The 26,638-nt window shown below is 74.2% G+C and carries 25 protein-coding genes and 1 riboswitch; of the genes, 15 read left to right on the plus strand and 10 right to left on the minus strand.

Annotated elements, in window-relative coordinates; translation table 11 throughout:
- On the minus strand, positions 1-479 hold a 479-nt coding region (gene ftsL, locus ABT084_RS31370; protein WP_351051143.1), incomplete at its 3' end, for a cell division protein FtsL.
- Positions 480-531: 52 nt separating this feature from the next.
- On the minus strand, positions 532-1,491 hold the full coding sequence (gene rsmH / locus ABT084_RS31375; protein ID WP_351051146.1) for a 16S rRNA (cytosine(1402)-N(4))-methyltransferase RsmH: 960 nt from the start codon (positions 1,489-1,491) through the stop codon (positions 532-534).
- Positions 1,492-1,845: 354 nt separating this feature from the next.
- Between rsmH and ABT084_RS31380 the strand changes: the two genes are divergently transcribed.
- The 5 genes from ABT084_RS31380 (at position 1,846) to ABT084_RS31400 (ending at position 7,756) form a co-directional block, all read left to right on the plus strand.
- Positions 1,846-2,397: a beta-class carbonic anhydrase gene (locus tag ABT084_RS31380; protein ID WP_351051149.1), complete on the plus strand. Its 552-nt coding sequence runs from the start codon at positions 1,846-1,848 to the stop codon at positions 2,395-2,397.
- A 101-nt stretch (positions 2,398-2,498) separates the two neighbouring features.
- The gene (locus ABT084_RS31385; RefSeq protein ID WP_351051151.1) at positions 2,499-3,509 is read left to right on the plus strand and encodes an AAA family ATPase; all 1,011 of its coding nucleotides are present in this window, start codon (positions 2,499-2,501) and stop codon (positions 3,507-3,509) included.
- Positions 3,509-4,855 (plus strand): DUF58 domain-containing protein, encoded by a 1,347-nt coding sequence (locus ABT084_RS31390; protein ID WP_351051154.1) that lies wholly within the window; start codon positions 3,509-3,511, stop codon positions 4,853-4,855. The genes ABT084_RS31385 and ABT084_RS31390 overlap by 1 nt, the downstream gene beginning before the upstream one ends.
- Positions 4,852-7,272 carry a transglutaminase TgpA family protein gene (locus ABT084_RS31395; RefSeq protein ID WP_351051156.1) on the plus strand — a complete coding sequence of 807 codons (2,421 nt, stop codon included), beginning with the start codon at positions 4,852-4,854 and terminating at the stop codon, positions 7,270-7,272. The genes ABT084_RS31390 and ABT084_RS31395 overlap by 4 nt, the downstream gene beginning before the upstream one ends.
- Before the next feature lie 82 nt (positions 7,273-7,354).
- Positions 7,355-7,756, plus strand: a complete 402-nt coding sequence (locus tag ABT084_RS31400; protein ID WP_351051159.1) for a hypothetical protein — start codon at positions 7,355-7,357, stop codon at positions 7,754-7,756.
- A gap of 341 nt (positions 7,757-8,097) precedes the next feature.
- Here ABT084_RS31400 and ABT084_RS31405 read toward each other — a convergent pair whose 3' ends face one another.
- The 3 genes from ABT084_RS31405 to ABT084_RS31415 are packed head-to-tail and all read right to left on the minus strand — an operon-like array spanning position 8,098 to position 11,697.
- Entirely contained in the window at positions 8,098-8,724 is a 627-nt protein-coding gene (locus ABT084_RS31405) for a TetR/AcrR family transcriptional regulator (RefSeq protein WP_351051162.1), read from the minus strand.
- Between the two features lie 29 nt (positions 8,725-8,753).
- Positions 8,754-10,838, minus strand: a complete 2,085-nt coding sequence (locus tag ABT084_RS31410; protein WP_351051165.1) for a YhgE/Pip family protein — start codon at positions 10,836-10,838, stop codon at positions 8,754-8,756.
- Positions 10,810-11,697 carry an ATP-binding cassette domain-containing protein gene (locus tag ABT084_RS31415; RefSeq protein WP_351051168.1) on the minus strand — a complete coding sequence of 296 codons (888 nt, stop codon included), beginning with the start codon at positions 11,695-11,697 and terminating at the stop codon, positions 10,810-10,812. The genes ABT084_RS31410 and ABT084_RS31415 overlap by 29 nt, the downstream gene beginning before the upstream one ends.
- Positions 11,698-11,925: 228 nt before the next feature.
- Here ABT084_RS31415 and ABT084_RS31420 point away from each other — a divergent pair, with 228 nt between their 5' ends.
- The 5 genes from ABT084_RS31420 (at position 11,926) to ABT084_RS31440 (ending at position 16,067) form a co-directional block, all read left to right on the plus strand.
- Positions 11,926-12,399 carry an SAV_6107 family HEPN domain-containing protein gene (locus ABT084_RS31420; RefSeq protein WP_351051171.1) on the plus strand — a complete coding sequence of 158 codons (474 nt, stop codon included), beginning with the start codon at positions 11,926-11,928 and terminating at the stop codon, positions 12,397-12,399.
- A 73-nt stretch (positions 12,400-12,472) separates the two neighbouring features.
- Positions 12,473-13,231: a class I SAM-dependent methyltransferase gene (locus ABT084_RS31425; RefSeq protein WP_351051174.1), complete on the plus strand. Its 759-nt coding sequence runs from the start codon at positions 12,473-12,475 to the stop codon at positions 13,229-13,231.
- A gap of 251 nt (positions 13,232-13,482) precedes the next feature.
- Positions 13,483-13,884, plus strand: coding sequence for an SCO2097 family morphological protein (locus ABT084_RS31430; RefSeq protein ID WP_351051177.1), 402 nt, complete (start codon positions 13,483-13,485; stop codon positions 13,882-13,884).
- Positions 13,885-14,007: 123 nt separating this feature from the next.
- Complete coding sequence (locus ABT084_RS31435; RefSeq protein ID WP_351051179.1) at positions 14,008-14,625, plus strand: DUF4126 domain-containing protein; 618 nt, start codon at positions 14,008-14,010, stop codon at positions 14,623-14,625.
- Between the two features lie 17 nt (positions 14,626-14,642).
- Positions 14,643-16,067 (plus strand): phytoene desaturase family protein, encoded by a 1,425-nt coding sequence (locus ABT084_RS31440; protein WP_351051181.1) that lies wholly within the window; start codon positions 14,643-14,645, stop codon positions 16,065-16,067.
- A 55-nt stretch (positions 16,068-16,122) separates the two neighbouring features.
- On the opposite strand, the gene ABT084_RS31445 is transcribed toward ABT084_RS31440, so the two are convergent.
- The 5 genes from ABT084_RS31445 to ABT084_RS31465 form a co-directional block, all read right to left on the minus strand.
- Positions 16,123-17,064 (minus strand): hypothetical protein, encoded by a 942-nt coding sequence (locus ABT084_RS31445; protein WP_351051184.1) that lies wholly within the window; start codon positions 17,062-17,064, stop codon positions 16,123-16,125.
- A gap of 41 nt (positions 17,065-17,105) precedes the next feature.
- A complete protein-coding gene (gene metF / locus ABT084_RS31450) occupies positions 17,106-18,020 on the minus strand; it encodes a methylenetetrahydrofolate reductase [NAD(P)H] (protein WP_351051186.1) in 915 nt (304 codons plus the stop codon).
- 109 nt (positions 18,021-18,129) lie between these two features.
- A complete protein-coding gene (gene thiE / locus ABT084_RS31455; protein WP_351051189.1) occupies positions 18,130-18,768 on the minus strand; it encodes a thiamine phosphate synthase in 639 nt (212 codons plus the stop codon).
- Positions 18,769-18,836: 68 nt separating this feature from the next.
- On the minus strand, positions 18,837-19,202 hold the full coding sequence (locus tag ABT084_RS31460; RefSeq protein ID WP_330329992.1) for an Rv2175c family DNA-binding protein: 366 nt from the start codon (positions 19,200-19,202) through the stop codon (positions 18,837-18,839).
- 79 nt (positions 19,203-19,281) lie between these two features.
- Complete coding sequence (locus ABT084_RS31465) at positions 19,282-20,475, minus strand: NAD(P)/FAD-dependent oxidoreductase (RefSeq protein ID WP_502969238.1); 1,194 nt, start codon at positions 20,473-20,475, stop codon at positions 19,282-19,284.
- 189 nt (positions 20,476-20,664) lie between these two features.
- A riboswitch (TPP riboswitch) is annotated at positions 20,665-20,777 on the plus strand.
- On the opposite strand from ABT084_RS31465, the gene thiO reads away from it, so the two are divergent.
- The 5 genes from thiO (at position 20,775) to ABT084_RS31490 (ending at position 26,570) form a co-directional block, all read left to right on the plus strand.
- Positions 20,775-21,953 carry a glycine oxidase ThiO gene (thiO, locus tag ABT084_RS31470; RefSeq protein WP_351051192.1) on the plus strand — a complete coding sequence of 393 codons (1,179 nt, stop codon included), beginning with the start codon at positions 20,775-20,777 and terminating at the stop codon, positions 21,951-21,953. It overlaps the preceding riboswitch by 3 nt.
- Complete coding sequence (thiS, locus tag ABT084_RS31475; protein WP_351051195.1) at positions 21,950-22,186, plus strand: sulfur carrier protein ThiS; 237 nt, start codon at positions 21,950-21,952, stop codon at positions 22,184-22,186. The genes thiO and thiS overlap by 4 nt, the downstream gene beginning before the upstream one ends.
- Positions 22,187-22,204: 18 nt before the next feature.
- A complete protein-coding gene (locus tag ABT084_RS31480) occupies positions 22,205-22,999 on the plus strand; it encodes a thiazole synthase (RefSeq protein WP_351051236.1) in 795 nt (264 codons plus the stop codon).
- A 749-nt stretch (positions 23,000-23,748) separates the two neighbouring features.
- Positions 23,749-25,662 carry a Stk1 family PASTA domain-containing Ser/Thr kinase gene (gene pknB, locus ABT084_RS31485; protein ID WP_351051198.1) on the plus strand — a complete coding sequence of 638 codons (1,914 nt, stop codon included), beginning with the start codon at positions 23,749-23,751 and terminating at the stop codon, positions 25,660-25,662.
- Complete coding sequence (locus ABT084_RS31490; protein WP_351051200.1) at positions 25,662-26,570, plus strand: deoxyribonuclease IV; 909 nt, start codon at positions 25,662-25,664, stop codon at positions 26,568-26,570. The genes pknB and ABT084_RS31490 overlap by 1 nt, the downstream gene beginning before the upstream one ends.
- Positions 26,571-26,638 lie beyond the last annotated feature (68 nt).

Raw genomic sequence — 26,638 nt, forward strand, 5'->3', positions numbered from 1 at the left:
GGCTTGCCCGCGGACGGCGGGGGCGGGACGGCGCCCGGGGCCGCGGCGGGCGGAGCGCCCGCCGGACCGGCGGGCGCCGCGGAGGACGGCGGGGCGGACGGCGCGGGAGAGGGCGCGGCGGCGGGCGGCGCGCTCTGCGGGGCCGCGGCCGGGGGCGGCGGGGAGGGCGGCGCGGGGGCCTCGGCGGCGGTCGGCGTACCGCTGACCTTGCCGTCGGGGCCGAGGAAGACGGGGCTGCCGCCGGGCACCAGGCCCAGCTCGCGGGCCCGCCGCTCCAGCGCGTCGGGCGCCGACTGCGCGTCCACGTCGCGCTGCAGGGCCTGCTGCTCGTCGGTGAGCGAGGTGGTCTCCTTCTTCAGCTTGCTGAGCTGGAAGGATCCCTGGTTGAGCGCCGAATTCAGCAGCAGCAGGCTGATCAGCCCGCCGCCGAGGAGGACGACGACCAGCAGCACGAAGGGCGTCCGCCCGGCCTTGGTCACCCGGCCTCCTCCCGGCGCTCGGCCCGCCCGCGCGCGCCCGCGCCGCCCCGGCTCACAGCTCCGCCGCCCGGATCCGCTCGACTCCCCGGCAGCGGGCCGGGGCGGCGCGGCGGTTCTCCGCGATCTCCTCCTCCGTCGGCAGCTCCGCGCCGCGGGTGAGCAGCTTCAGCTTCGGCTGGTACTTCTCCGGTACGACCGGCAGCCCGGGCGGCGCCGTGTTCGCGGCGCCCGCCGCGAACACCTGCTTGACCAGCCGGTCCTCCAGCGAGTGGTAGGACAGCACCGCGATCCGGCCGCCGACGGCGATCCGGTCCACGGCCGCCGGGATCGCCCGCTCCAGCCCCGACAGCTCGCCGTTGACCTCGATGCGCAGGGCCTGGAAGGTCCGCTTGGCCGGGTTGCCGCCGGTCCGCTTGGCCGCCTGGGGCAGCGCGTCGCGGATCAGTTCGACCAGCCGGGCGCTGTTGCTGAAGGGTTCCTTCTCCCGTTCGCGCACCACGGCGGAGACGATCCGCTTGGCCTGCTTCTCCTCGCCGTACTGGCGCAGGATCCGCACCAGCTCGCCCGGCGGGTAGGTGTTCAGGACCTCGGCGGCGCTCATGCCCGTCGTCTGGTCCATCCGCATGTCCAGCGGCGCGTCCTGCGCGTAGGCGAAGCCGCGGTCGGCCTCGTCCAGCTGCATCGAGGAGACGCCGAGGTCGAAGAGGATGCCCTGGACGGTGGGCGTGCCGAGGCCGTCCAGCACCTCGGCCAGGTCGGCGTAGATCGCGTGCACGAGGGTCGCGCGGTCGCCGAACCGCGCGAGCCGCTCGCCGGAGAGCCGCAGCGCCTCCTTGTCGCGGTCGAGCGCGATCAGGCGCGCTTCGGGGAACCGGGTCAGCAGGGCCTCGCTGTGGCCGCCGAGGCCGAGGGTGCAGTCGACGACGACGGCCCCGGGCCTTTCCAGCGCCGGGGCCAACAGGTCCAGGCACCGCTGGAGCATCACCGGGACGTGTCGGGACTCGCTAGTCAAAGCGCCCTCTCAGTTAACGGCGCGGCAGGCGCACGCACCACCGGGCCGGCCGGTGAGCCGGAGGAGGCCGGGCCGTGCGTACGCGCCGCGCACGCGGAGTTCTTCGGGGGCCGGGAGGCCGGTGAGGGCCGGGCCCCGGCCGGTTCGCGCCACTTTAGTCCAACGGTCGCCGCGGTCAACGAACCGCCCCGCGCGCCGTGCGCCGCACTCCGGACGAACGCGCGAATCCCCCGAATCACCCGGACGGGCGCCCCCGCCCCACCCTTGTGGGTTAGCTCACAACAAGGTCCATTGACGTTCTTTGTCCCTCCTCACTCCCTGCCCGCACCAGCCGTGACCACTACCGTCGTACCCATGACGACTTCCGCACACCTGCCTGCCGACTCCGCTCCCGAGTCCCCGGAGCGCGACACCGTCACCGACCGCCTGGTGCGGGCGAACGCCCGCTACGCCGCGGAATTCACCGACCCGGGCATGGACGCCCGGCCGGTCCTGCGCGTGGCCGTGGTGGCCTGTATGGACGCCCGCCTCGACCTGCACGCCGCCCTCGGCCTCGAACTGGGCGACTGCCACACCATCCGCAACGCGGGCGGCGTGGTCACCGACGACACCATCCGCTCGCTCACCATCAGCCAGCGGGCCCTGGGCACCCGCAGCGTGATACTGATCCACCACACCGGCTGTGGCCTGGAGAACCTGACCGAGGACTTCCGCCACGAGCTGGAGGACGAGGTCGGCCAGCGCCCCGCCTGGGCCGTCGAGGCCTTCCGCGACGTGGACCAGGACGTCCGCCAGTCCATGCAGCGCGTGCGGACCAACCCCTTCCTGCCCCACCGCGACGATGTGCGAGGCTTCGTCTTCGACGTGCACACCGGGCTCCTGCGCGAGATCAATCCCGCCTCTTGAGTGACACCAGGCCGTAACGCCGTCAACAATGTGTTTTTCGGGGTGGGCCGGACACGCGCGAACGGGCGTCGGCCCGGTGAAAAAGGGCCGAGGAGAACCAGGTGACCACGTATGACGACCGAGCGAATCTCGCTGACCTGACCACGACGGCGGAGCGCATCCGCCGTTCGGTCGAGAGCGTGATCGAGGGCAAGCCCGAGGTCGTCCGCCTCGCCCTGACCGTGCTGCTCGCCGAGGGACACCTGCTGATCGAGGACGTGCCCGGGGTCGGCAAGACCATGCTGGCCAAGACCCTGGCCAAGTCCATCGACTGCTCGGTGCAGCGGATCCAGTTCACCCCGGACCTGCTGCCCTCCGACATCACCGGCGTCAGCATCTACGACCAGCAGCGCCACGAGTTCGAGTTCAAGCCGGGCGCGATCTTCGCCCAGATCGTGATCGGCGACGAGATCAACCGGGCCTCGCCGAAGACCCAGTCGGCGCTGCTGGAGTCGATGGAGGAACGCCAGGTCACCAGCGACGGGCAGACCTACCGGCTGCCCTCGCCCTTCATGGTGGTCGCCACCCAGAACCCGGTGGAGATGGAGGGCACCTACCCCCTCCCCGAGGCCCAGCGCGACCGCTTCATGGCGCGGGTCTCGGTCGGCTACCCCAGCCCCGACGCCGAGCTGGAGATGCTCGACGTGCACGGCGGGCTCTCCCCGCTCGACGACCTCACCGCCGTCGCCCACGCGCACGACATCCTCAAGCTGATCGAGGCCGTCCGCGAGGTGTACGTCGCCCAGCCCGTCCGGCGCTACATCGTGGACCTCGTCTCCGCCACGCGCAGCCACCCCGAGCTGCGCCTGGGCGCCTCGCCCCGGGCGACGCTGCACCTGCTGCGCGCCGTCAAGGCCTCCGCCGCCCTGGCCGGCCGCGACTACGTCCTGCCCGACGACGTCCAGGCGCTGGCCACCCCGGTGCTCGCGCACCGGCTGCTGCCCACCGCGCAGGCCCAGCTCAGCCGCCGGACCTCCGAACAGGTGATCGCCGACATCCTCCAGCGCACCCCGGTCCCGGCCGCCGGGGCACGCGGCGAGCAGCCGCCCGGCGCGGGCGTCCGGGGCTTCTGATGAGCGCCGGTACCCCTGGCGGTGCCGGCGAGGGCGGCGGAGTGCGCGCGGCGCTCTCCGGGCTCACCACCCGCGGCCGGTCCTTCCTGGCCGCGGGCATCGCCGCCGCCGTCTGCGCCTACGTCCTGGGCCAGGCCGAGCTGCTGCGCGTCGGGCTGCTGCTCGCCGTACTACCGCTGATCTGCGTCTACGCCCTGCACCGGACCCGCTACCGGGTCTCCGGCAGCCGTCGGCTGACCCCGATGCGGGTGCCCGCGGGCGCCGAGGCCCGGGTACAGCTGCGGATGGACAACGTTTCCCGGCTGCCCACCGGCCTGCTGATGCTCCAGGACCGGGTGCCGTACGTCCTCGGGCCGCGGCCCCGCTTCGTCCTGGACCGGGTGGAGCCGGGCGGCCGCCGCGAGGTGTCCTACCGGGTCCGCTCCGACCTGCGCGGGCGCTATCCGCTGGGCCCGCTCCAGCTGCGCCTGGCCGACCCCTTCGGGCTGGTCGAGCTGACCCGCTCGTTCAGCACCTACGACACCCTCACCGTCATCCCGCGCACCGAGCCGCTGCCGCCCGTGCGCCTGGCCGGCGACTCCTCCGGCTACGGCGACGGCAGCCTGCGCGCGCTCGCCCTCGCCGGTGACGACGACGTGATCCCGCGCGGCTACCGCCAGGGCGACGACCTGCGCCGCGTCCACTGGCGCTCCACCGCCCGCTACGGCGAGCTGATGGTGCGCCGCGAGGAACAGCCCCAGCGCAGCCGGGCCACCGTGCTGCTGGACACCCGGCGCACGGCCTACGAGGGCGCGGGCCCCGACTCGGCCTTCGAGTGGGCCGTGTCCGGCGCCGCCTCGGCCCTGGTCCACCTGCTGGAGCGGGGCTTCTCGGTCCGGCTGCTGACCGACACCGGGAACTCGGTGCCGAGCGAGGGCGCGGGCGGCTTCTCCTCCGGCGGCCAGGAGTCCGCCGAGGCGGCCGGGCTGATGATGGACACCCTCGCGATCGTCGGGCACTCCGACGGCGCCGGGCTCTCGCGCGCCCACGACGCGGTGCGCGCCGGCCACGACGGGCTGCTCATCGCCTTCTTCGGCGAGCTGGACGACGTACAGACCTCGATGGCCGCGAAGATGCGCGGCCGCTCGGGCGGGGCGGTCGCCTTCGTGGTGGACTCCGCCGCCTGGGCCGACCCCACGGCCGCCCCCGGCGGGGCGCCGCCCCACCTGGCCGAACGGCTGCGGCAGCTGCGCGACGCGGGCTGGACCGCGGTCGCCGTGCCCCCCGGGATCTCCTTCGCCGATCTGTGGCGGCAGGCGGGCGCGGGCCAGGGCAACGACGCGAACACCTCCGGAGGCAGGACATGAGCGGCCGGGCGAGACTGACCCTCTTCGCGCTGCTGGCGACCCTCCTCACCTCGGGCGCCCTGCTGCCGCTGGTGCACCCGGCGACCTGGATGTTCCAGGCCGCGGTGCTGGCGGCCGTGCAGAGCGCGGTGGGCGCGGCGGCCCGGCGGGTGCCCCTGGCGCGGCCGCTGACGGTGGCCGCGCAACTGCTGGTGAGCCTGCTCCTGCTCATGCTGCTCTTCGCCGGACGGGGCGCCTCCACCGGCTCGGGGCCGCTGGCGTACCTGGTGACGGACTTCGGCGGGCTCTACGAGCAGGGGGTGCGGGACGTCGGCGAGTTCGCGCTGCCCGCGCCGCTGACGGACGGCATCCGGCTGCTGCTGATCTCCGGGGTGCTGCTGATCGGGCTGCTCGTGGACCTGCTGGCGGTGACCGTACGGGCCGCGGCGGCGGCCGGGCTGCCGCTGCTCGCGCTGTACTCGGTGGCCGCGGGTCTGGGCGGCGGAGGCGGCGCGTCCTGGCTGTGGTTCGTCCTGTCCGGCTGCGGCTACCTGCTGCTGCTCCTGGCGGAAAGCCGGGACCGGCTCGCCCAGTGGGGCCGGGTCTTCGGCGGCGCGGCTCCGGGCGGACGCCCCGGGAGTGCGGGCCCCGGCGGCGGCGGGAGCCGTCCGCTGGCCCCCGTACGCACCGGGCGGCGGATCGGCGCGGTCGCGCTCGGGCTCGCCCTCGCGGTCCCGGCGGCCCTGCCCGCGCTGAGCGGCGGGCTGCTGGACTCCCAGGGCGGCGGGGGCGGCGGGGGCCTGGGCACCGGGATCGCGCAGGCGGTCAACCCGCTGGTGGCCCTCCAGGACAGCCTCAACACGCAGGACAACCGCGAGGTGCTGAAGTACCGGACGGACAGCAAGGAACTCTCCGAGCAGTACCTGCGGATCCTCTCCCTGGACCAGTTCGACGGCGTCAAGTGGGAGGCGTCCGCGCGCCCGCTGAGCGACCTGCCCGCCCGGCTGCCGGAACCGCCCGGGCTGAGCCGGGAACTCCTGGACAGCTCCACCGAGATCCGTACGAGCATCTCCGCGGCGGGCACCTACGCGCAGCGCTACCTGCCGATGCCCTACCCGGCGACCTCCGTGGACGTCCGCGGACGCTGGCGCTTCGAGCCGGTCGGGCGGACCCTGGTCGGTGAGCAGCTGGGCAAGGACAAGTACCAGAACGCCCAGGGCGCGCAGTACACCGTGCGCAGCGTCCAGCTGCGGCCGACGGCCGACCAGCTCGCGGCGGCCCCGGCCGCCGCCCCCTCGTTCCTCGGGGAGAACACCCGGCTGCCCGACAACCTGCCGGCGGTGGTCTCGGACACGGCCCGCAAGGTCACGCAGGGCGCGCGGGGCGACTACGCGAAGGCCGTGAAGCTCCAGGACTACTTCGCCGTCAACGGCGGGTTCACCTACGACACCAAGGTCGCCTCGGGCAGCGGTTCCCAGGCCATCGCGAAGTTCCTCGCGGACAAGCGGGGCTTTTGCATCCACTTCTCCTTCTCGATGGCGACGATGGCCCGCTCGCTGGGCATCCCCGCCCGGGTCGCGGTCGGCTTCGCACCCGGCACCAAGCAGGGCGACGGCAGCGTGGTCGTGACCATGCGGGACGCGCACGCGTGGCCCGAGCTGTACTTCGAGGGCGTGGGCTGGACCCGCTTCGAGCCGACCCCCCAGCGGGGCAACGCGCCCGCCTACACCCGGCCCGACGTCCCCGTCGCGCAGCCGTCCGCCTCGGCGGCGCTGCCCTCGGCCTCGGCTTCCGCCCCGGCCCCGGCCCCCTCGCAGTCCGTGGACTGCCCGCCGCAGCAGAAGCGGCTGGGCGAGTGCGGGGACGCGGCGGCGGCCGCGGGTGCGGGGGGCGGTTCCGGCGGCGTCCCGGCCGGTACGGTCATCGCCTGGTCGGCCCTGGCCGCGGCCGTCCTCGCCCTCCCCCTCCTCCCGCTCCTGTGGCGGAGCCGGGTCCGGGGGCGGCGGCTGCGCTCCGGAGATCCGCTGCTCGCGTGGCGGGAGCTGGGGGACGCGGCGTGGGACGTCGGCATCGCGCCCGACGAGGCGCTGTCGCCCCGGGCGGCGGCGGCCCGGATCATCGAGCGGGGGCGGCTGGAGGCGGATGCCGCCGATGCCGTGCGCAGGATCGCGGGGGCGGTGGAGCGCGTGCTGTACGCGCCCCCGTCCGGGGCGTCCCCGGCGCTTTCCCCGGCCCCGGACGTCCTGGCGGCCCGTACGGCGCTCCTGGCCGCGGTCTCCCGCCGCACCCGTCTGCGCGCCCTCTTCGCCCCCCGCTCGGCGGCCCGCGTCGCCTGGGCGGCCTCGGCCCGCTGGTCCGCCCTGACCCGGCGCGCCACGGCCCTGACGCAGCGCCTACGCCCCCGCCCCCGCCGCGGATCCGGTCCGTCCGGCGTCTGAGGCCCCGCCGGACGCCCCACCGGACCGCGCCCTCGAACACCCGGCGAGCCTTCGAGGGCGCGGCCTGCGCTAGCTTCGCCGCATGAACTCATTGGAACAGGTGTACGACAGGGAGTTCCGGGTGCGCGGGCTGCGCGAGCAGGGATGGGGCCGGGGACTGGTGGGCGCGGCCGCCCTCATCTGGCTGTGGGTGGCCTACCTGCTCGTCTTCCCCTTCAGCATCGAACGCAGCGCGGGCGTCAAGCCCATCGAGTGCGAGTCCCGCGCCTTCCACCAGGACGGCAGGTACAAGGTCTCGTACCAGGACGACGAGGGCGAGCGCTGCAACGCCGAGCGGGACTGGGGCCCGATACTCGCCGCCCTGCTCCTCTCCCTCCCGCTGGCCACGGTCGGTACGGCCCTGTACGCCTCCGGGACGGCGGCGGTCCGCACCTCCGCGTACGCCACCGACATGGCCCGCCTGAAGGCCACCAAGGAGATCTGAGCGGCCGCACCGGGCAGAAGCGAAACGCCGGTGGGGTGGGCTCGATCCCCCCGAGCCCACCCCACCGACGTTCCGCTCCGGCTGCCGAGCCCCCCGGCCCCGCACCCGGCGGCGGGTTCCCGCCCCACTCCGCGGCCCCGTGTCCGCGGTGCGGGCCGGGGCCCCGTCCGTCGCCCCCATTCTGCTGTCACCGCAGGTGGGAGCCCATCCGTGCGCGTACTCATTTCCACGCCTAGGTACGGATACTCAGTTCTACGCGCCCCGGGCCCCGGCCCGACACCGCCGACCGGGGCACACCAACGGCACACCACCGGCACGGCAACGGCAACGGCAACGGCCCATCAGCGGCTCCCGCTGACCCGCCCCCGCAACAACAGCGACAGCGCCGAATGCACGTCGTCGATCGACCGCTCGCTCTGGAACGACTGCCAGTCCAGCGCGGCCACCAGCACCATGCCCACCATCGCCGCCGCCGTCAGCGGCACATCGATCTCCGCGCTCAGCTCCCCCCGCTCGACCCCTTCCCGCAGCACCGTCTCCACGACGGCCACCGCCTCCTGGCGGACCACCATGAGGGTGGACTGCCAGGCCCGGTTCGTCCGCCAGAGTTCGGCGACGTACAGCTGGGTGAAGGCCGGGTAGCGGTCGATGAAGACGAGCCCGGCCCGGATCATCGCGTCGAGCGCCTCGACCCGGGTCCCGCCGCGCGCCTCGGTCTCCTCGGCGGCGGTCCGCAGGGAGACCGTCAGCAACCCGACTCCGTGCTTCAGCAGTTCCTCGAAGAGGTCGTTCTTGCTCGCGAAGTTGTAGTAGACGGTGCCCTTCGCGACTCCCGCCCGCTCGGCGATCTCGTCGACCGTGGTCGCGGAGAAGCCCTGCTCGGCGATGAGGGTGACGGCCGCTTCGTAGAGCTTCTGCCGCGTGGCCTGGCGTCGGCCCGTGCCGGCGGCGGTGCTGCTGCTGTCCATGGCGCTGATTCTCACAGGTCCCCGGCTCTCTACAGGCTCAGGTCGGGGTGCAGCCGGGACATCGACCACACCTGCTTGCCGCGGGCGGCGAGCGCGGTGAGGGCGAGGGATCCCACCGTGAAGGCGGCCAGGACGCCGAAGCCCGTCCACACGGGGGTGAGGTCGCCGCCGGTGATCAGGCGGCGCAGGCCCTCGACGACGTAGGACATCGGCAGGAAGGGGTGGATCCAGCCGAAGAAGCCGGGGCTGGTCTGGACGGGGTAGGTGCCGCCCGCCGAGGTCAGCTGGAGCATCAGGACGACGAGGACGAGGATCCGCCCGGCCGCCCCGAACTTGGCGTTCAGCCACTGCACCATCGCCGCGAAGCAGGCGGTGACCACGGCGAGGAAGCCGATGGTGAGGGCCGGCCGGGCCATCTCCAGGCCCAGTCCCCAGTGCAGTACGGCCATCAGCGCGCCCACCTGCAGGACACCGATCCCGGCCACCGGCAGCCAGCCCGCGAAGGCGATCCGCCAGGGCGAGGCGCCCGCGGCGAGGGCCCGCTTGTTGAGCGGGGCGATCAGCATGTACCCGACCATCGCGCCGACCCAGAGGGAGAGCGGGATGAAGTACGGGGCGAAACCGGTGCCGTAGTTGGGCGCCTTGTGCAGGGACTGGTTGGCGAGCTTGACCGGGTCGGCCATGACCTCGGTACGGGCGTCGCGCTGCGGCTGGTCGTAGTCGGGGATCTTGCTCACGCCCTCGTGCAGGCCGTCGGCGAGCTCGCCCGTGCCGTCGACGAGCTTGAACATGCCGCCGCCGAGGGTGTGGGCGCCGTCGCCGAGCTTGCCGACACCGCTCTCCAGGCCGGAGGAACCGGTGGCGGCGGTGCCGAGGCCCGTGTGCAGCTGGTTCATGCCCTTGGCGACCTTGTGGGCGCCGGTGTTCAGGGCATCGACCTTGGCCACGGCCGCGTCGAGGTCGGAGGAGAGCGCCGGGGCCTTCTCCGCGAGGTCGCGGGCCTGCGTCTCCAGGGTGGTCAGCTGGCCCTTGAGCTTGCCGAGGTCACCGTTCGCGTCCTTGACCAGGGTGTTGACGTCGGAGGTCAGCTCGGCGGCCTCGGCCGCGTCGTCCTTGACCTTCTTGAGCTGCGGGCAGGACGCGGGCTGCGGGCCGGTGGCCTTGGTGCACACGTCGGCGTAGACCTGGGCCGCGCCGGTCGAGACCCGCTGGGTGACGCGCGCGGCGTCCGGCGCCTTCTTGGCGAAGGTGTCGAGGTGGTTGTTGACCGTGTGCGCGGTGTCGGCGACCAGTTCGGCGGTGTCCGAGAGCTGCTTGGGGTCCTTGATCAGCGGGCGGGCCTTGTCGGCGGCGCCGTGGACCTTGTCCGCGAGGGTCTGGGTGCCGGAGGCGAGGTCCTTCGTACCGCTCTCCAGCTGTCCGGCGGCGGTGTCGAGCTTCTTGATCCCGCCCGCCAGCTCGCCGGTCTTCTCCTTGGCGGTGTCCAGGCCGTCGGCGAGGTCCTGGGCGCCCTGCTTGGCCTTGCCCGCGCCGTCCTTGAGCTTGTCGGCGCCGTCGGCGGCCTGGGCCGTCTTGTCGTGCAGGTCGGAGAAGGAGACGAAGATCTTGTCGAGGAAGCCGCGCGAGGCGTTGGTGGACGCGGCGGAGCGGACCTCGGCGAAGACGGTGCGCGAGATCGAGCCGACGATGTAGTTGTTCGCGTCGTTCGTGCGGACCTGCAGCGCGCTGGTGGTGGGGTCCTCGCCGGAGCTCGAGGCGATCTTCTTGCTGAAGTCGGCGGGCATGGTGAGGGAGAGGTAGTACTTCCCCTTCTCCAGGCCGTCGGACGCGTCGGCGGCGTCCACCTCGTGCCACTGGAAGGTCTTGCTCTCCCGCAGCTTCCTGGTGATCTCGGCGCCGGCGTCGATGTGCTTGCCCGCGGCGTCGGCGCCCTTGTCGGCATTGACGAGCGCGACCGGGATCTTGTCGAGGCGGCTGTACGGGTCCCAGAACGAGCAGAGGTAGAGGGCGCCGTAGAGCAGCGGGAGCAGCAGGAGGGCCACGAGCGCGGCGGCGGGCAGCTTCCCCCGCCCGAACCGCTTCAGCTCAAGCGCGGCGAGCTTCGGCGAGCGCATCGTCCGCCTCCTTCGTGTCGGTGGCGGTGTCGGTGGCGGTGTCGGTGTCGGTGTCGGTGTCCGCAGCGGTGTCGGTGTCCGCAGGGGTGTCGGTGTCCGCAGGGGTGTCGGTGTCCGCGCTCGTGTCGGTCTCCGCGGGGGCGTCGGCGGGGGCCGGGGTGCGGGTCTCGCCCGTGCGCAGGACCACCGCGTCGGCGGGGGCCTCGCTGCACACCGCGAGGACCGTGGTGCCGGAGTCGGCGATGTGCCGCAGCAGCGTCCAGGCCTCGTCGCGCTCGGCGGCGGAGAGCTTGAGGTCGGTGTCGTCGACCGCCAGCAGCCGGGGGCCGCCGAGCAGGGCGATGGCCACCGAGAGGCGCAGGGCCTCCAGCCGCTCGAGGTCGCGGACGGAGGTGCGCGGGCCCTTGGGCAGGGAGTCCAGCCGGAGCCCGACGGCGGCCAGCGCGGCGTCGATCCGGGCCCGGGTGCCCGAGGCGCGCTCGGCGCGGGGGCGCAGCAGGGCGCGGACCGGGCCGTCGTAGCGGCGCTGGAGCAGGGCTCCCTCGCGCAGCTGCTCGGCCACGGTGAGCGCGGGGTCGAGGTCGGTGACCCCGGGGACCGGGCCGAGGGCGGCGATGCGGCGGACCGCGGCCATCTTCTTCGGCACCCGGTGGCGGGCGATCTCGGCGGATCCCTCGGTGGGCTTCATCCGGCCGGTGAGCGCCAGGAGCAGGCAGGTGCGGCCACTGCCGGAGGGTCCCTCGACGGCGATCAGCGAACCGGCCGGGGCGTCGAGCGACACCCCCCGGAAGACCCAGCCGCGCGGGCCCTTGAGTCCGAAGTTCTCGGCCGTGACGGCCGCTCCGTGCGGGGTGTCCACACCCTCCCCCTTTTTTTGAACTGACTGGTCAGTTCAAAAAGTACCACCAGTACCCCATCAGCCGCACACCCGGGGGGTGTTATGTCGCCGATACGGGGAAAACCGCTGGTCAGCGTGATTGTCAGTGGGTGCCTTCACGATGGGGGCAGAAGGACACACCACCCGGGTGCCCGCAGACCGGGGCATCACGCGGTGCGCAACGCTCCACGCAACGACAGGAGGTTCGTCATGGCCACACCGTCCCCGTCCCCTGTCCACCCCGTCCTGCGCAAGTCGGCTGCCCCTCCGGCCGCCGTCGAGTTGCTCGACAAGGCCCGGCGCGGACTCGCGGAGGCGGCGCAGCTGCCCCTGCCCAACGAGCGGTACGCCACCGCCCATCTCGCCGCCCTGCGCGTCGCGGCCGCCGTGCTCGCCGCGCGCGGGCGGCCCGAGCCCGTGCACCCGCGCCGGCGGCCCCGGATCCGCAGCGCCTGGGAAGTGCTCCCGCAGGTGGCCCCGGAGTTGACCGAGTGGAGCGCCCTCTTCGCCTCGGGCGCCGCCCGCCGGGCCAGGGCCGAGGCGGGCATAGTCGGCGCGGCGAGCAACCGCGACGCGGACGACCTGGTGCGTGCCACGGCGATGTTCCTGCGCCTGGTGGACCGGATGCTGGCGCTCCCGCCGCTGCTGCCCGGTCCCCGGCCGGACCGCCCCGAGCCGGTATGACCTGGCCGAGCGGCGTAGGCAATAGGGTGGGGCCCGGACCGCTCACCCTTTCCGCGCCGAGGAGTCATCAGCCGTGTCGGACACTTCCCGCCCCCGCGCGTCCCTTCGCACCGCCGTGGTGTGGGACGTCCTGAAGGACGCCCTGGAGCGCCGCGTCAAGGCGACCGGCCGGGACGTGCTGGACGTGCTGGACACCGGTGGCGGCACCGGCAAGTTCGCCGTCCCGGTGGCCCGGCTCGGCCACCGCGTGACCGTGGTCGACCCCAGCCCGAACGCGCTGTTCGGGCTGGAGCGCCGGGTCGCCGAGGCCGGGGTCGCCGATCTGGTGCGCGGGGTCCAGGGCGACGCCCAGGGCCTGCTCGACGTCGTCGACCGCGACGCCTACGACGTGGTGCTGTGCCACGGCGTGCTGGAGTACGTCGACGACCCGGCCGAGGGCGTGGCCAACGCGGTCGCCGCACTGCGCCCCGGCGGCATCCTCAGCCTGCTCGCCGCCGGGCTCGGCGGAGCCGTCCTGGCCCGCGCGCTGGCCGGGCACTTCACCGAGGCCCGCACGGCCCTGACCGACCCGGCGGGCCGCTGGGGCTCCGGCGACCCGGTGCCGCGCCGTTTCACCGCGGACCAGCTCACCGAGCTCGTCGGTGGAGCGGGCCTCGAGGTCGGCTCCGTACACGGCGTCCGGATCTTCGCGGACCTCGTCCCCGGAGTCCTGGTGGACACCGAGCCGGGCGCCGTCGAGGCGCTGCTGCGCCTGGAGGAAGCCGCGGCCGAGCTGCCCGCCTTCCACGCGGTCGCCACGCAGCTGCACGTCGTGGGCGAGAAGCGGGCCTGAACTGCGACGCTGTCGCGCACGGAGTAGGCCGGTGACCCCCCGTTCCGCCGGTCGGCCCCGTATGATCGGGGGACACCGCCGGGCATGGTGGACGGGCCGTTGGGGAATAAGCGCCTCAACGACCGGCCTTACGACGGTACGGTTTGGTGAAATGGCGTAGAGGGGCGGGTTTCACGGGGGCGATTCCCTGCCTATCCTGGAGGGGACCCCCGGTCGCTACCCCGCGCGACCGACGGATGAGGAGGACTCCCGTGCCGCTCTCGGAGCACGAGCAGCGAATGCTCGAGCAGATGGAGCGAGCGCTGTACGCCGAAGATCCCAAGTTCGCGACAGCGCTTGAGGGAAGCGGGCTGCGTACGTACACCCGGCGACGGGTCTACCAGGCGGTCGCAGGCTTTCTGGTGGGTATCGCGCTCCTCATGACCGGAATGGTCGCGCAGAACCTGATCTGGGTCAGTGTGGTGGGGTTCCTCGTCATGCTGGGCTGTGCGGTTCTGGCGGTCACCGGATGGCGCAAGGCCCCCAAACCTGGTGAACAGCCCGTGACGGGCGGCGCCGGTGACCCGGGCCGCGGCCACAACCGGCAGCGCCGGACCATGATGAACCGGATCGAGCAGCGCTGGCAGCGCCGCCGTGACGAGCAGGGCCAGTAGGCCCCCGCGAGACCTGTGGTGAGGGGACGGACGCCGACGGCGTCCGTCCCCTCACCCGTCCCGCCCCGGCCCCTCCTGCGGGTTTTGCCCGCCTGACCGGGCGGGGTGCTGCATGATGACCGGGTGAGTGTCCTCCCCCTGGTCTTCACCAGCGGCTGGGCCAGCGGGATCAACGCGTACGCGGTGGTCCTGCTGCTCGGCATCTTCGGCGCGACCGGGCTCACCGACGAGGTGCCCGCTTCGCTCCAGCGCACGGACGTCCTCGTGGTCGCGGGCATCCTGTTCCTCTGCGAGGCCGTCGCCGACAAGATCCCGTACGTGGACTCCCTCTGGGACACCGTGCACACCGTCATCCGCCCCGTCTCCGGGGCCGTGGTCGGCGCGCTGCTGGCCGGGCAGAGCGGTTCGCTCTCGGACATCGCGGCCGGGGCCGTCGGCGGCTCCACCGCGCTGGCCAGCCATTTCGTCAAGGCCGGCACCCGGATGGCCATCAACACCTCCCCCGAGCCGTTCACGAACATCGCGATGAGCACCGCCGAGGACCTCGGCGTCGGCGGGATCGTCACCTTCGCCATGTTCAATCCGCAGGCCGCCGCCGTCATCGCGGGGGTGCTGCTGCTCATCGGGCTCGCCCTGCTGCTCTTCCTGTGGTCCCGGATCCGCCGCTTCCGGCGCCGCCGCGCCCAGCGCCGGGAGGAGAAGCGCCTGGCCCAGGCCTCGGCGACGGGGCCACCGGGGTGACTCGGTAGGGTCGGCGCATGGCACGAATTGCGGTGATCGGCGCCGGGATGGGCGCGATGGCGACGGCCGCCCGGCTGGCGGTGGCGGGCCACCGGGTGACGGTGTACGAGCGAGCGGCGACCTACGGCGGAGCGGTGGGGCGCTTCGAGCGCGACGGTTTCGCCTTCGATACCGGACCGGGTCTGCTGCATCTGCCCGCCGTCTACCGCGACCTGTTCGTCAAGACCGGCAAGCGCCCCCTGGAGGAGTGCGCCGAGCTGACCCAGGTGGACCCGGCGGCCCGCCACCTGCTGGCCGACGGGACCGCGGTCACCCTGCCCAATGCCTCGCGCGGCGGCGTCGCCGCCGTCCTCGACCAGGCCTTCGGTCCGGGCTCCGGGGACCGCTGGAGCGGGGTGCTCGGCCGGGCCCGCGACGCCTGGGACGCGACCCGCCGGCCGCTGCTGGAAGAGCCCCTGTGGCCCGACTGGCAGGTGCTGGGCCGGGATCCCTACCCGGCGCTGCGCGGCAGCGGGCTGCTGCGCCGCCGCCCGCCGACCCTGGCCGAGATGGCCGGGCGGGAGCTGGGCGGGCCGCTGGCGGCCCTGCTGGAGGCCATGGTGCTGGGGCACGGCGTCGACCCGCGGACCGCGCCCGCCGCCGCCGTGGTGCTCCCGTACATGGAGCAGACCTTCGGCAGTTGGTACGTCCGCGGCGGCATCCGGGAGCTGGCCACCGCCGTGTACGAGCGCTGCCGTGAGCGGAAGGTGGAGTTCTGCTTCGGCGCCCCGGTACGGGAGGTGCTGGAGCGGGACGGCCGGGCGGCCGGGGTGCTGCTGGCCGACGGGACCCGGGTCGAGGCCGACGCGGTGGTCTGCGGGACGGACCCCCGGGGGCTCCTCGTGCCGCTGCTGCCCGGGGCGCTGCCCTGGCCCGCGGACGCGGCGCCCCCGCGCACGGAGGCCCTGAGCCGGAGCACCCTCTTCCTCGCGCTGCGCGGCCCGCGCCCCGGGGACGCCGTCCACCGCACGGTGGTGCACTCCCCCGACGCCCGGCCCGTCACGGTGCTGCGCCCCGACGACCCGGCGGGCCGGCCCGACGCGGACCACGAGGCGGTCACCGTGAGCGCCGTGTGCACCGGCGCCGGGGTACCGGCCGGGGAGCTGCTGGCAGCCGCGGAGCGGGCTGTTCCGGGGCTGCGGGAGCGGCTGCTGTGGCGGGAGGAGCACACCCCGGCGGACGTCGCGCGGGACACGGGCGCCGTGGACGGCGCGGTTCCGCCGCCCGCCCTCGCGGGCGCCGGCGGCCGGTGGCTCTACCCGGCGAACGCCACCGCCCTGCCCGGCCTGTACCTGGCGGGCGGCTGGGCCCACCCCGGCGGCGGGCTGGCGCACGCCGGGATGACCGGGGCCCTGGTCGCGGGGCTGATCGTGGAGGGCGCCGGCTTCCGGGGCTCGCAGTAGTCCGCGGGACCACGGAAGCCGGGCAGGAAGCCGTGCAGGAAGCCGGGCCGGGCCGTCAGTAGCGGTACGGCTCGTAGTCCCCCGTGCCCTGGTAGGGGTACGGGTACGGGTACGGGGAGGGCTGCTGCTGCGGGTCCGCCGGGTCGTTCTGCTGCTGCGACTGCTGCTGGGCGTCCTGCTCCGTGTAGCGCTGCTGCGGCACCCACACCCCGCCGGGCGGGGTGTCCATGGAGTACTGCTGCTGCGCCGCCTGGTTCTGGGCCGCGTACGGGTCGGCGGCGTACGGCGCGTAGTCCCCGTACGACGCGGGCTGGGCGGCGCCGCCCGTGCCGATGTACGGGTCGGAGTAGGCGGCGTACACCTGCTGCTCGCCGGCCATCGGATAGCCGGTGTGGTAGTCGTACCCGTCGCCCTGGGACTGCGTCTGCGGCGGGGCGAACTGCGGGTCGTAGTACGCCGCGTACTGGTGGGCGTCCTGCTCCGGCGCGGCGAACGGGGAGGCGAAGGCCTGGGTCGGCTGGGCCGCCCCGGCGCCGTACGCTCCCGCCTCGTCCGGCACCGGACCGGCGAGGTCCCGGTCCGCGCCGTGGGCCTGGTCGCGGCCCGCGTCGGTGTCCGGGCCGGCGTCGGCGCCGGCCGCGCCCTCGGGCGCGTACTCCAGGTCGCTCACCCGGAGCGCGGGCTCGCGCCGCGGGCCGCCCGCCCCCCGGCGCCGCTTGGACGTGGCCCGTACGGGCGCCCCGCCCCGGCGCAGCGCCCAGCCGGCGACGAAGCCCTTGCGGAAGGAGAGCGTCACCAGGGCCTGGCCGATCGCGAAGGCGGCCGCACCGGCCGCGATGACCGGCACCGACGGCAGCACCACACCGGCGACCACGCCCACGAAGCCGGTGAAGGCGAGCAGCCTCCAGCGCAGCCTGGCCTTGTACTGGAGCAGTACCTCAGCAAGCAGCCACAGCGCGACGAAGCCGAACGCGATGTAGAGGACCGTCATTCCCATGCATGGCCCCTCTCGGGTAGGCCGCCCACGGGTACGGCCGTTCAGGCCCGCTGATGCAGGCCCAGGTTCTCGTAGATCTCCAGCGTCGCCGTGGAGTTGTGCGTGATGAAGTGCAGTCCCGGGACACCCTCGGACAGCAGCCGCGCGCAGAACTCCGTGGCGAACTCGATGCCAATGGAGCGTACAGCGGCGCGATCGTCCTTGACGGCGAGCATGCGCTCTTTCAAGTCCGCGGGGAAGACCGCGTTGCTCAGTTCCGGCAGCCTGTCGAGGGTCTTCACATTCACAACAGGCATGACTTCAGGGATGATCGGGGTCTCGCAGCCCGCCTTCTCGACCCGGTCGCGAAGGCGCAGGTAGTTCTCCGGATCGAAGAACATCTGTGTGATCGCATAGTCGGCGCCCGCACGGCACTTGTCCACGAAGTGCCGGATGTCCGTGTCCCAGTCGAGGGAGCGCGGGTGCATCTCGGGGAAGGCCGCGACACCCACGCAGAAGTCGCCGGACTCCTTGATGAGCCGGACCAGGTCGGCGGCGTAGAGCACGCCCTCGGGGTGCTCGATCCACTCGCCCAGCGGGTCGCCGGGCGGGTCGCCACGCAGGGCGAGCATGTTCCGGATCCCGGCGTCGGCGTACTGGCCCAGGACGTGGCGCAGCTCGGCCACCGAGTGGTCGACGGCGGTGAGGTGCGCGACGGGGGTGAGGGTGGTGTCGGCGGCGATCCGCTCGGTCGCCTTGACCGTGCCGCCGCGGGTGGAACCGCCCGCTCCGTAGGTCACGGAGACGAAGCTGGGCCCGACCGCCTCGATGCGGCGCAGCGCGTTCCAGAGACTGCGCTCGCCCTGCTCGGTCCGGGGCGCGTAGAACTCGAAGGAGTACGAGGACTTCCCGGACGCGAGGATGTCGCGGACGGTGCGCGCGCGGTCCGGGCGGGTGGAAGCGGTACCAGAGGCCATACGCGCAGGTTAGACGCGGCTCCCCGCCGACCGAAGTGGTGTCCATGGATTGGACACGTTTTTGGACAGCGCCGGGCGGAAATGGCGGGAGGGGAGTGGTCGGGCGGCCTCAGGCCAGGCGCTCGCGGACCCGCTTGGCGAGGTCGGCGGCGGCCGCGCCCGGGTCGGTGGCCTCGGTGATCGCGCGGACGACCACGACCCGGTCGGCGCCCGCGTCGAGCACCTCGTCCAGATTGCCGGCGTCGATGCCGCCGATGGCGAACCAGGGGCGGTCCTGGGCGAGGGAGGCGGTGTAGCGGACCAGGCCGAGCCCGGGGGCGAAGCGGCCGGGCTTGGTCGGGGTGGGCCAGCAGGGGCCGGTGCAGAAGTAGTCGACACCGGGCTCGGAGAGGGCGGCGTCGACCTCGGATTCGGCGTGGCAGGAGCGGCCGATCAGCACCCCGGCGCCGAGGATGGCGCGGGCGGCGGGGACGGGTATGTCGCCCTGGCCCAGGTGCAGGACGTCGGAGCCGATGGCGTGGGCCACGTCGGCTCGGTCGTTGACCGCGAGGAGCTTGCCGTGGCGCCGGGCGGCCTCGGCGAAGACCTGGAGGTGTTCCAGCTCCTCGCCCGCTTCCATGCCCTTGTCGCGCAGCTGGACGATGTCGACCCCGCCCGCGAGGACGGCGTCGAGGAATGCGGGGAGGTCGCCCTGCCGCTTGCGGGCGTCCGTGCACAGGTAGAGCCGGGCATCGGACAGCTGCTGCATGGGAAACCCCCGGGGTGGTCGTGGTGCACGGGCCGGGCGGGCCCGTGCACCACGTGGAGCGGATCAGGTCAGACGGCGAGCGCCTGAGCGCGGCGCTTCACCTCCGTGCCGCGATTCTCGCTCAGGGCCTGCACGGGGGTGCCGGGCAGGGTGGGGTCGGCGGTGAACAGCCACTCCAGGATTTCGTCGTCGGAGAAGCGGTCGTCCCGCAGCACGGTCAGCAGGCCGACGAGGCCCTTGACCACCTTGTCGCCGTCGATGAAGGCGGCCGGCACCTGGAGGGAACGGTTCTCGCCGCGGCGCACCGCGATGAGCTGGCCTTCCTTCACCATCTGCCGGACTTTGGTCACCTCGATACCGAGCATCTCCGCGATGTCGGGGAGGTAGAGCCAGGCAGGGACGAGGGTTTCGATCTTTGCGTCAATCTCGGTCACGAGGACAAGCCTGCCATCCGGGACCGACAGCCGGTAGTCGGGCGGGCCGGGCGGGGGGCCCGCCCGGCCCCCCGGCGCGCTACAGCACCGCGGACTTGAGCGGAACGGACGGGTCCGCCACCTTGCCCGGATCCACCCGCGCCCCGGACTCGATGAGCCTGCGGCCCTGCGCGAGGTCGCGCGGGCGGCCCACGGCGAGCACCGCCACCAGCGCCCCGGCGCGCAGCCAGCACACCGACCAGGTGGCGTCGGCCGGGTCGCCGCGCCACAGCAGGGTGTCGGCCCCGCCGTGGTGACCGGCGTACTGCACGAAGCGGCCGAACTGCTCGGACCAGAAGTACGGGACGGGGTCGTAGACGGTCGCGGGCTCCCCGGCGAGGGCCGCCAGGATGTTGGCGGCGACCGTGCGCGGGCCCTGCAGGGCGTTGTCCCAGTGGTGGACGAGGAGCCGCGCGCCGTAGCGCGCGGACGGGAAGGAGGCGCAGTCCCCGACGGCGTACACGTCGGGGAGCGAGGTCAGCAGGTGGGCGTCGGCGGTGACCGAGCCGTCAGTGCCGCGCTCCACCCCGGTCCCGGCCAGCCAGCCGGTGGCGGGGCGGGCGCCGATGCCGACGACCACGGCGGCGGCGGGCAGCTCGGTGCCGTCGGCCAGCAGCACCCGGCCCGGGCCCCCCGCGTCGCCCGGTTCGATCCCGGCGACCCTGGCCCCGGTCATCAGGCGGGCCCCGGCCCCGGCGTACCAGTCGGCCATGGGGGCGGTCACCTCGGCGGGCAGGGCGCCCGCGAGGACCCGGTCGGCGGCCTCGACCACGGTGACGGCGCAGCCGGCCTCGCGGGCGGCGGTGGCGAACTCGGCGCCGATCCAGCCCGCCCCGACCACGACGGCCTCCGGGGCGGCGGCCAGCACCGGCCGCAGCCGTTCGGCGTCGTCGAGGGTGCGCAGCAGGTGGACACCGGGGATCCCGTCGGTGCCGGGGAGGGTGAGCGGTTCGGCTCCGGTCGCCAGGACCAGGACGCCGTACGGGACCGGGCCCGCGGTGGTGTCGAGCGTGTGGGCGGCGGCGTGCAGGGCGGTGACCTCGACGCCGAGCCGCAGGTCGATGTCCAGGCCGGCGAAGTCGACGTCGAAGGCGGCGCCCTCGGCCTTGCCGAGGAGGACGGCCTTGGAGAGCGGGGGCCGGTCGTAAGGCTGGTGGGGTTCGGCGCCCAGCAGGGTGACCGGGCCGGTGAAGCCCCGCTCCCGCAGGGCCACCGCGGTCTGCACCCCGGCCATTCCGGCGCCGACGATGACCACGGCGGGCGGGGTCGGGTGCGGCCGCTCGGGCGTCCGCTCGGTCTGCACGGTCGGCCCGTGCGTCTGCTCGGTCTGCTGGTTCACGGCACTCAGCCTAATCATCTGACGACCCGTCAGGAATAGGGAGGCAGCCTTACCCGGCCCCGGCAGCGGGGTTAGTCTGGCCACCGTACCTATCGCGGGAGTCCGGGCGGACCGGGCTGAGAGGGAGGCTGGACGGCCTCCGACCGTACGAACCTGATCCGGGTCATGCCGGCGAAGGGAGGGGCTGGACGCCCATGCATTCTTCCGGAATTTCCGCCCGGGGATGTGATGTCCTCGTCATCGGGGGCGGCATCATCGGCCTGGTCACCGCCTGGCAGGCGGCCCGGCGCGGGCTGCGCACCGCACTGGCCGATCCGGCGCCCGGCGGCGGCGCGGCCCAGGTCGCGGCCGGCATGCTCGCCGCCGTCACCGAGCTGCACTACGGCGAGGAGACCCTGCTGGGTCTGAACCTCGCCTCCGCCGAGCGCTACCCGGCCTTCGCCGCCGACCTCGCCGACGCGAGCGGCGGCCTGGACATCGGCTACCGCGCCTGCGGCACCCTCGCCGTCGCCCTCGACGCCGACGACCGGGTCCACCTGCGCGAGCTGCACGCCCTCCAGCGCCGCTGCGGCCTGGAATCGCAGTGGCTGACCGGCCGCGAGTGCCGTCGGCTGGAGCCGATGCTGGCTCCGGGCGTACGCGGCGGGCTGCGCGTGGACGGCGACCACCAGGTCGACCCCCGGCGGCTCGCGGCCGCCCTGCTGGCCGCCTGCGAGCGGGCCGGGGTGGTCTTCCACCGGGCGAACGCGGCCCGGCTCGACGTCACCGCCGACCGGGCGTCGGGGGCGCTGCTCGACGACGGCACCGTGCTGGCCGCCGGTCAGGTGGTCCTGGCCGCGGGGAGCCTCAGCGGCAGGCTGGCGGGCGTACCGCCGCAGGCGCTGCCTCCCGTACGGCCGGTCAAGGGGCAGGTGCTGCGGCTCGCCGTGCCGCCCGCCCACGCGCCGTTCCTGTCCCGGACGGTCCGGGCGGTGGTCCGCGGCAGCCACGTCTACCTGGTCCCGCGCGAGAACGGCGAGCTCGTCGTCGGCGCCACCAGCGAGGAGCTGGGCTGGGACACCACCGTCACGGCGGGCGGGGTGTACGAGCTGCTGCGCGACGCGCACGAGCTGGTCCCCGGGATCACCGAACTGCCGCTCACCGAGACCCGCGCGGGCCTGCGCCCCGGCTCCCCCGACAACGCCCCGCTGCTCGGCCCGACCGAGCTGCCGGGGCTGCACCTGGCCACCGGGCACTACCGCAACGGCGTGCTGCTGACCCCGGTCACCGGCGAGGTCCTGGCCGACGTCCTGACCACCGGCGAGCTGCCAGAGGTGGCCCGCCCCTTCAGCCCCCGCCGTTTCTCCGCCGTACGCGAGGAGTCCCCCGCATGACCGTCTCCGGCACCTCCGGCACCACCGGCACCGCTGTCGTCTCCGTCAACGGCGAGCCCCGCGAGTTCCCCGCGGGCACCACCCTGGACGCGGTCGTCGCCACCCTGACCGTCGCACCCAAGGGGGTCGCGGCCGCGCTCAACGAAACCGTGGTCCCGCGCGGCCAGTGGGCCGCCACGGCGGTGGGCCACGGCGACCGCGTCGAGGTCCTCACCGCGGTCCAGGGGGGCTGACCCGTGGCCGACGACACCATGACCGACGACCTCTTCTCCCTGGGCGGCCGGACCTTCTCGTCCCGCCTGATCATGGGGACGGGCGGGGCGCCCAGCCTCGACGTCCTGGAACGGGCGCTGGTCGCCTCCGGTACGCAGCTCACCACCGTGGCGATGCGGCGCCTGGACCCCACGGTCCAGGGCTCCGTGCTGTCCGTACTGAACCGGCTCGGTATCGCGGTGCTGCCGAACACCGCGGGCTGCTTCACCGCGGGCGAGGCCGTGCTGACCGCGCGGCTGGCGCGGGAGGCGCTGGGCACGGACTGGGTCAAGCTGGAGGTGGTCGCGGACGAGCGGACCCTGCTGCCCGACGGGGTCGAGCTGCTGGACGCGGCCGAGACCCTGGTCGACGAGGGCTTCACGGTCCTCCCGTACACGAACGACGATCCGGTGCTCGCGCGGAAGCTGGAGGACGTGGGCTGCGCGGCGATCATGCCGCTGGGGTCGCCGATCGGGTCCGGGCTGGGGATCCGCAACCCGCACAACTTCGAGCTGATCGTGGAGCGGGCCGGGGTGCCGGTGATCCTCGACGCGGGGGCCGGGACCGCGTCCGACGCGGCGCTGGCGATGGAGCTGGGATGCGCCGGGGTGATGCTGGCCTCGGCCGTGACGCGGGCGCAGGTGCCGGTGCTGATGGCGGCGGCCATGCGGGATGCCGTGGCGGCGGGGCGGCTGGCCCGTCGCGCGGGGCGCATCCCCCGCCGCCACTTCGCCGCCGCCTCGTCCCCCACGGAAGGCCGCGCCGCCCTGGACCCGGAACGCCCGGCGTTCTGACCCGCCCCCCCGGGACCCCGATGCCCTCAATCGCCGGGCGGGCTGGATGTGCCCCCGGGGCCGCCGTGCCCTCAAACGCCGGGCGGGCTGGATCGGCCACCCCCGGACCCACCCCGCGGCCCTCCAGGCCTCCGGCGGGCCCTCAAACGCCGGGCGGGCTGTCTTTGCCCGGCCCATGGGGGCCCGCCGGAGGCAAACCCAGCCCGCCCGGCGCATGCGAGCCCCCACACCCAGCCCGCCCGGCGCATGCGAGCCCGCACACCCAGCCCGCCCGGCGTTTGAGGGCCCGCCGGAGGCACCACCGGGCCGCGGGCTCACGCCCACCCCACACACCCAGCCCGCGCCGGGGGCGAATCCAGCCCGCCCGGCGCATGCGAGCCCGTACATCCAGCCTGCCCGGCGTTTGAGGGCCCGCCGGAGGCACCACCGGGCCGCGGGGTCCCGCCCACCCCACACACCCAGCCCGCGCCGGGGGCAAATCCAGCCCGCCCGGCGCTTGAGGGCCCGCCGGAGGCACCACCGGGCCGCGGGCTCCCGCCCGGACCGCACACCCAGCCCGCCCGGCGATTGAGGGCCCGCCGGAGGCGAATAGGGGTGGCGCACGCTCACTGGGCGGGGCTGGTTCGGCGGGGTCGCCGGAGGCAGGGGGCAGGGCGGCGGGAGCCGGTCGGGGGGGCGCAGCGTCACAGGTGCGCTGCAAGCCACGGGACCGGCGACCGGCTCCGGCGGGGCCCTCGTAGAATCGCCGGGTGGATACGACCCTGGAAGACCCCCTCGTCGGGCGCGTGCTCGACGGCCGCTACCGCATCGACGCCCGCATCGCGGTCGGCGGAATGGCCACGGTCTACCGGGCCGTCGACACCCGCCTCGACCGCGTGCTCGCCCTCAAGGTGATGCACCCGGCCCTCGCCGCCGACACCGCCTTCGTCGAGCGCTTCATCCGCGAGGCCAAGTCCGTGGCCCGCCTCGCGCACCCCAACGTCGTCGGCGTCTTCGACCAGGGCACGGACGGCCCGTTCGTCTTCCTGGCCATGGAGTACGTCTCCGGCTGCACCCTGCGCGACGTGCTCCGCGAGCGCGGCGCCCTGCGCCCGCGCGCCGCGCTCGACATCCTGGAGCCGATGCTCGCCGCCCTCGGCGCCGCGCACCGCGCCGGTTTCGTGCACCGGGACATGAAGCCCGAGAACGTCCTGATCGGCGACGACGGCCGGGTGAAGGTCGCCGACTTCGGCCTCGTCCGCAGCGTCGACTCCGTCACGGACACCACCGGCTCCGTCCTCGGCACGGTCTCCTACCTCGCCCCCGAGCAGATCGAGAACGGCCTCACCGACACCCGCGTCGACGTCTACGCCTGCGGTGTCGTCCTGTACGAGATGCTCACGGGCGCCAAGCCGCACACCGGCGGCACCCCGGCCCAGGTGATCTACCGCCACCTCAACGAGGACGTACCGCCCCCGTCCGCCGCCGTCCCCGGCCTGCCGGTGTCGCTGGACGAGCTGGTCGCCACGGCCGCCGCCCGCAACCCCGAGCTGCGCCCGTACGACGCGGTGGCCCTGCTCGCCCTGGTCCGCGAGGCCCGCGCCGCGCTGACCGACGGCGAGCTGGACGCCGTACCGCCGCAGGCGCGCGCCGAGGACCGGACGGCGGCCGAGGACCGCACCAGCGTGATCCCGCGCATCACCCCGGCGGCCGCTCCCGCGGAGCACACCTCGCGGCTGGAGCACCCCGGCCCGCCGGACCGGACCGACCGTTCGCACGCGGTACGCCGCCCCCGCCCCCGGCGGGCCACCTACCTGACCGTCGCCGGGATCCTGCTCGCCCTCGGCCTCGGCACGGGCGTCTGGTACATCAGCTCGGGCCAGTTCACCAAGGTTCCGCACCTGCTCGGCAAGACCGAGGAGCAGGCCCGCGCCCAACTGTCGGCGGCGGGTCTCGGGGTGAAGGGGGTCGACCGGAAGTTCAGCGACAGCTTCGAGCGCGGCACCGTGATGAACAGCGACCCGGAGAGCGGCAAGCGCATACGCGGCAACGGCGCGGTGACGCTGGTCATCTCCCGCGGCCCCCAGATCGTCGTCGTGCCCAACGTCAAGGGCAAGCCGCTGGACGCCGCGAAGGCGGAGCTGACCAAGGCGGGCCTGGCGCCCGGCATCGTCACCCAGGCGTTCAGCCAGGACCTCCCGCTGGGCGCGGTGATCAGCACCGACCCGGAGGGCGGCGCCCAGCGGGCCCCGGACGCGGCTGTGGCGCTGGTGGTCAGCAAGGGCAGCCCGGTGCAGGTGCCGAGCGTGGTCGGCGCGGGCGTCGAGCAGGCGCGCAAGGGCCTGGAGGGCCTGGGCCTCAAGGTCGAGGTCGCGCCCGAGCAGGTCAATTCGGCGAGCCCCGCGGGCTCCGTCGCCAACCAGTCGCTCAGCGCGGGTGCCCAGGCGGCCGCGGGCGACACGGTGACGCTGACGGTCTCCAAGGGCCCGCGCCAGGTCCCGGTGCCGAACGTCACCGGCCAGGACGTGGAGGCCGCGAAGCGGGCGCTGGAGGGCGCCGGCTTCAAGGTGAAGGTGGAACGGCCGTTCCTCTCGTTCAGCAACACCGTCGACGCCCAGTCGGTGCCGGCCGGGCAGAGCGCCCCCGAGGGCAGCGTCGTCATCGTCAGGACCAAGGGACTGTGATGCGCGAGTCGGTGCGCGAGTCGACGCACGAGGCCGGCACGGCATCCCGGACGCGCAATCCCGTGGGCGGGCACGTGCCCGTCGCGGGCGGCCTCGCCTCGGTGGGGCTGACGTACGCCCGGGAGATGGGCGCCGAGGCCGTACAGGTCTTCGTCGCCAACCCGCGCGGCTGGGCGACCCCGGTGGGCAACCCGGCGCAGGACGAGCTGTTCCGCGCGCAGTGCGCGCAGGAGTCGATCCCGGTCTACGTGCACGCCCCGTACCTGATCAACTTCGGCTCGCACACCGAGGCGACGGTGGAGAAGTCGGTCGAGTCCCTGCGCCACTCGCTGCGCCGGGGCCGGGAGATCGGCGCGCGCGGGGTGGTCGTGCACACCGGTTCGGCGACCGGCGGCCGCCCGCGCGAGCTGGCGTACGCGCAGGTCAGGGAGTACATGCTGCCGCTGCTCGATGAGCTGACGCATGACGACGACCCCTTCCTGCTGCTCGAATCGACGGCCGGCCAGGGCTTCTCGCTGTGCTCGCGCACCTGGGACTTCGGGCCGTACTTCGAGGCGCTCGACGCCCACCCCAGGCTCGGGATCTGCCTCGACACCTGCCACATCTTCGCGGCCGGGCACGACCTGGCGGAGCCGGGCGGGACCAAGCAGACGCTGGACCTGCTGGTGGACACGGTGGGCGAGGGGCGGCTGAAGCTGATCCACGCGAACGACTCGAAGGAGGGCGTGGGCGCCCACAAGGACCGGCACGCCAACATCGGCCAGGGCCACATCGGGCGGGACGCCTTCGCCGAGCTGTTCTCGCACCCGGCGATGGACGGCGTACCGCTGATCATCGAGACCCCGGGCGGCAAGGAGGGGCACGCGGCGGACGTCGCGCTGCTCAAGGAGCTGCGCGAGCTGCACTGATCCATTGAGGAATACCCCAGGGGGGTATACGGTTCTGTCCATCGGCAGGACCGTAGTCCGCGTTTCCC

The sequence above is a fragment of the Streptomyces sp. NPDC002138 genome (assembly GCF_040296485.1).
Lineage (GTDB): Bacteria > Actinomycetota > Actinomycetes > Streptomycetales > Streptomycetaceae > Streptomyces.

Coding starts and splice junctions, on each gene's coding strand:
- thiS (WP_351051195.1), top strand. CDS start 21,950: ATGACCGTCTCCGGCACCTCCGGCACCACCGGCACCGCTGTCGTCTCC.
- ABT084_RS31465 (WP_502969238.1), bottom strand. CDS start 20,475: ATGGCCGGGGTGCAGACCGCGGTGGCCCTGCGGGAGCGGGGCTTCACC.
- thiE (WP_351051189.1), bottom strand. CDS start 18,768: ATGCAGCAGCTGTCCGATGCCCGGCTCTACCTGTGCACGGACGCCCGC.
- ABT084_RS31420 (WP_351051171.1), top strand. CDS start 11,926: ATGGCCACACCGTCCCCGTCCCCTGTCCACCCCGTCCTGCGCAAGTCG.
- metF (WP_351051186.1), bottom strand. CDS start 18,020: ATGGCCTCTGGTACCGCTTCCACCCGCCCGGACCGCGCGCGCACCGTC.
- ABT084_RS31395 (WP_351051156.1), top strand. CDS start 4,852: ATGAGCGGCCGGGCGAGACTGACCCTCTTCGCGCTGCTGGCGACCCTC.
- ABT084_RS31440 (WP_351051181.1), top strand. CDS start 14,643: ATGGCACGAATTGCGGTGATCGGCGCCGGGATGGGCGCGATGGCGACG.
- ABT084_RS31480 (WP_351051236.1), top strand. CDS start 22,205: ATGACCGACGACCTCTTCTCCCTGGGCGGCCGGACCTTCTCGTCCCGC.
- ABT084_RS31445 (WP_351051184.1), bottom strand. CDS start 17,064: ATGGGAATGACGGTCCTCTACATCGCGTTCGGCTTCGTCGCGCTGTGG.
- thiO (WP_351051192.1), top strand. CDS start 20,775: ATGCATTCTTCCGGAATTTCCGCCCGGGGATGTGATGTCCTCGTCATC.
- ABT084_RS31410 (WP_351051165.1), bottom strand. CDS start 10,838: ATGCGCTCGCCGAAGCTCGCCGCGCTTGAGCTGAAGCGGTTCGGGCGG.
- ABT084_RS31390 (WP_351051154.1), top strand. CDS start 3,509: ATGAGCGCCGGTACCCCTGGCGGTGCCGGCGAGGGCGGCGGAGTGCGC.
- ABT084_RS31405 (WP_351051162.1), bottom strand. CDS start 8,724: ATGGACAGCAGCAGCACCGCCGCCGGCACGGGCCGACGCCAGGCCACG.
- ABT084_RS31400 (WP_351051159.1), top strand. CDS start 7,355: ATGAACTCATTGGAACAGGTGTACGACAGGGAGTTCCGGGTGCGCGGG.
- ABT084_RS31380 (WP_351051149.1), top strand. CDS start 1,846: ATGACGACTTCCGCACACCTGCCTGCCGACTCCGCTCCCGAGTCCCCG.
- ABT084_RS31490 (WP_351051200.1), top strand. CDS start 25,662: ATGCGCGAGTCGGTGCGCGAGTCGACGCACGAGGCCGGCACGGCATCC.